Genomic DNA, 3,181 nt, shown 5'->3' on the forward strand with positions numbered 1-3,181 from the left:
CCCGACTCCCCTTCGCCCCCGAGCCGTTGCCCCAGGTCGACTCGCTGACCGTCGCCGTCACCTGGGCGGGGCACGCCAGTTGGGTGGTGCGGATCGGCGGGCTGACCATCCTCACCGACCCGGTCTGGTCCCGCCGCATCCTCGGCACCCCGGCCCGCATCACCCCCGTGGGAGTGGCCTGGGAAGCACTCCCGCCGATCGACGCCGTCGTCATCAGCCACAACCACTACGACCACCTCGACGCCCCCACCCTGCGCCGACTCCCGCGCCACACCCCGGTGTTCGCCCCGGCCGGCCTCGGCAGCTGGTTCCGACGCCGCAGATTCACCCGCGTCACCGAACTGGACTGGTGGGAAGCGGCCCAACTCGACGGCGTACGGCTCGACTTCGTCCCCGCCCACCACTGGTCCAAGCGCAGCCTCACCGACACCTGCCGCTCCCTGTGGGGCGGTTGGGTGATGACCGCACCGGACGGACAGCGCGTCTACTTCGCGGGCGACACCGGCTACGGCCACTGGTTCTCCCGCATCGGCCGCCGCTACCCCGGCATCGACCTCGCCCTGCTGCCCATCGGCGCGTACGACCCACGCTGGTGGCTCAGGGACGTCCACTGCGACCCGGAGGAAGCGGTACAGGCGGCCCAGGACCTGGGCGCACGGCGCATGGCCCCCATGCACTGGGGCACGTTCGTCCTCTCCGCCGAGCCGGTCCTCGAACCGCTCACCCGGGTCAAGGCGGCCTGGGAGAAGGCCGAGTTGGCGCGCGAGAACCTGTGGGATCTGCCGGTGGGAGGCTCAAGAGTGCTCACCTAGGCGGGAGTTGTCCTCCGCACCCTGCGCCACACGGTCGGGGCCGCGCTGATCACCACGGTCAGCGCGACCGCGGCCCACGCCCTCCCACGGCTCGGGGAACAGCGAACCGCCGAGAATGCCGATCAGTTGATACGTGACCGCCCAGGCCAGACAGGCAGGCGCGTTGCCCCGGGCGAACCGGCGGATGGGCCACTCGGCCAGCAGACACGCCAGCATCACCGGGATACGGCCCGCCGGCACCATCCGGGACAGCACCAGCACCGTCACCCCGTGGTCGGCCAGCTTCTCCTGCGCCTGCGCGAGCCGCTCCTCCGGCGCCCGCGAGCGGATCGCCTCCAGCCAGCGCGAGCCGTTCTTCGACCCCATCCCGCGCCGACCCAGCCAGTACAGCGCCATGTCTCCCAGGAACGCGGCCAGCGACGCCGTCACGAACACCAGCGCCAGCGCGAACGGCGCCGTCTGGTGGAACGCGACCACGGCCGCCGAACTCACCAGCGCCCCCGTCGGAATCACCGGCACCAGCGCCCCGAACAGCACCAGCAGGAACAACGTCGGGTAACCGATGGCCTGTTGGGTCGACTCGGGCGACGTCGTCGCCGTCGCGGACACCGCCTGGGCGATCCAGCTCACCGGGCGACCTCCGGACGCACGCTCTCCCCGTGCCCCAGCCGGTGCACCGCCACCGAGGGCGCGAGCTGCGCCGCGATCCGCGCGAACTCCTCGCCCGGCGTGTGGAATTCGTGCGGGCGCACCGCGTCCATCCCGATCGGCCAGTACGTGCCGTAGTGCACCGGCACCGCACTGCGCGGCGAGAGACGTGCCAGCGCCTGGGCCGCGCGCCCCGCGTCCAGATGCCCCTCGCCGAGATACGGACCCCAGCCGCCCACCGGCAGCAGCGCCACGTCGACGGGCCCGACCTCCTTGGCCATGTCGTCGAACAGCCCGGTGTCCCCGGCGAAGTAGGTGCGCGCCTCGCCCTCCACGACGTAGCCCAGCGCGGGGGAGCGGTGCGGTCCGACCGGCAGCCGCCGCCCGTCGTGCCGTGCGGGCACGGCCCGTACCACCAGGTCACCGACCGTCGTCCGGTCGCCGGGGGACACCTCGTCGATCCGCAGCTGTCGGAGCCTGCGCAGCCCGGGCACCGCCCGGAGTGCGCCCCGGGGCACGAGCAGGCGCGTGCCCGGGGCGAGGGCGCCGAGCGAGGGAAGGTGCAGGTGGTCGGCGTGCAGATGGGAGACGAGCGCCAGGTCCGCGCGCCGGGCCTCGGGCGGCGGCACCGCGCCCCGGCGGCGTCGTAGATGCGCGAGCCGGCGGGCGAACAGGGGGTCGGTGAGGACGCGTACGTCCGAGTCCTCGATCGTGCAGGTGGCGTGACCCCACCAGGTGATCTCCACCGGCACCTTCTTTGCCTCCTTCGCGCGACTCCCCCGAAGCCTACGGGCAGGAGTAGGGTCGGCGGCGAAACCCGGAGGTGAGGGGGACGCCATGGGACAGGTACGCGGTGCCTCGGGCATGCTCTCGCGGGTCAGGGTCACGGCGATCGCCAGCCTGACGCCGCTGGAGGAGCTGGACGAGGACCCCTTCCTGGTCGACTCCCGCAGCCAGCACGCGATGTGCGCCCGCTGGGCCGCCGACCACGGCTATGTGATCGCCCGCGAACTCCTCGTGCGCGCCCTGCGCCCCGACCACAGCGCCCTGTGGGACGGCGTCCGCCCCGGCCTCGACCTGTTCGTCGCCCCCAGCCGTCGCGTCCTGGAGAGCGCGCTGTCCTCCGTCGAGGAGTTCACCGACGAGTGCGCGCGCCGCGGGGTGCGGATCGAGACGGTGGGCCGCGCGGAACCCTCGTACGACGCCCAGGCGAAGGCCTGCGTGCACCGGCGGCTGTCGATGCCGACGGCCGGCTACGACGGCCGCTAGCCCGGGGGTCCCCGCGTCCCGTATGACAGGCTGGGGACAGGCCCGCCAGGTCGACGGGCCCGGGACGTGAGGTGTACGGGGCGTGGGCGGAGGGCGTTGGCGGCGGCTCGCCAGTCAGGTCGGGCGGAGCATCGCGGTGTGGGCCGTCTCCACGGTCACCATGCTGGTGCTCGCCGGGATCCTGCCGGACTTCCAGCTCCAGTCCGCGGACGGCGACAGCGCCACCCGCATCGCCGTCACGGCGGCGCTCGGCGCCGGTGCCTTCGGTGTGCTGTCGGCCCTGGTCTGGCCGCTGCTGGTACGCCTGTTGCTGCTGGTGCCCGCGCTCGTCCTCGGCCTCCTCGTCTTCGTGCTCAACGGCTCGCTGCTGCTGATCGCCCTGCGCATCAACCCCGACGGCGGTCTCGGGGGCGACCTGGCCGCGCAGCCCGCCGTCGGGGTTGATGCGCAGG

General features: G+C 73.3%; 4 protein-coding genes and 1 pseudogene. 3 read left to right on the top strand and 2 right to left on the bottom strand.

Annotated features, from left to right (window positions below):
• The coding region (locus JHN63_RS51180) for an MBL fold metallo-hydrolase (RefSeq protein WP_200691958.1) at positions 1-812 on the top strand (812 nt) is incomplete at its 5' end.
• On the opposite strand, the pseudogene JHN63_RS51185 reads toward JHN63_RS51180, so the two are convergent.
• Positions 809-1,442, bottom strand: a pseudogene (locus JHN63_RS51185) (DedA family protein). The gene JHN63_RS51180 and the pseudogene JHN63_RS51185 sit on opposite strands and share 4 nt — an antisense overlap.
• Positions 1,439-2,212 carry an MBL fold metallo-hydrolase gene (locus tag JHN63_RS51190; RefSeq protein ID WP_200691959.1) on the bottom strand — a complete coding sequence of 258 codons (774 nt, stop codon included), beginning with the start codon at positions 2,210-2,212 and terminating at the stop codon, positions 1,439-1,441. The pseudogene JHN63_RS51185 and the gene JHN63_RS51190 overlap by 4 nt, the downstream one beginning before the upstream one ends.
• Positions 2,213-2,297: 85 nt before the next feature.
• On the opposite strand from JHN63_RS51190, the gene JHN63_RS51195 reads away from it, so the two are divergent.
• Both JHN63_RS51195 and JHN63_RS51200 read left to right on the top strand, forming a co-directional pair.
• The gene (locus tag JHN63_RS51195; protein WP_200691960.1) at positions 2,298-2,729 is read left to right on the top strand and encodes a hypothetical protein; all 432 of its coding nucleotides are present in this window, start codon (positions 2,298-2,300) and stop codon (positions 2,727-2,729) included.
• A gap of 82 nt (positions 2,730-2,811) precedes the next feature.
• Positions 2,812-3,181, top strand: a 370-nt coding sequence (locus tag JHN63_RS51200; protein ID WP_200691961.1) for a phage holin family protein, incomplete at its 3' end; no start/stop codon positions are given.

Source organism: Streptomyces sp. MBT65, from assembly GCF_016612545.1.
Taxonomy (GTDB): domain Bacteria; phylum Actinomycetota; class Actinomycetes; order Streptomycetales; family Streptomycetaceae; genus Streptomyces.

Excerpts from the sequence above, each read along its gene's own strand:
- JHN63_RS51195 (WP_200691960.1), top strand. The coding sequence starts at position 2,298 with ATGGGACAGGTACGCGGTGCCTCGGGCATGCTCTCGCGGGTCAGGGTC.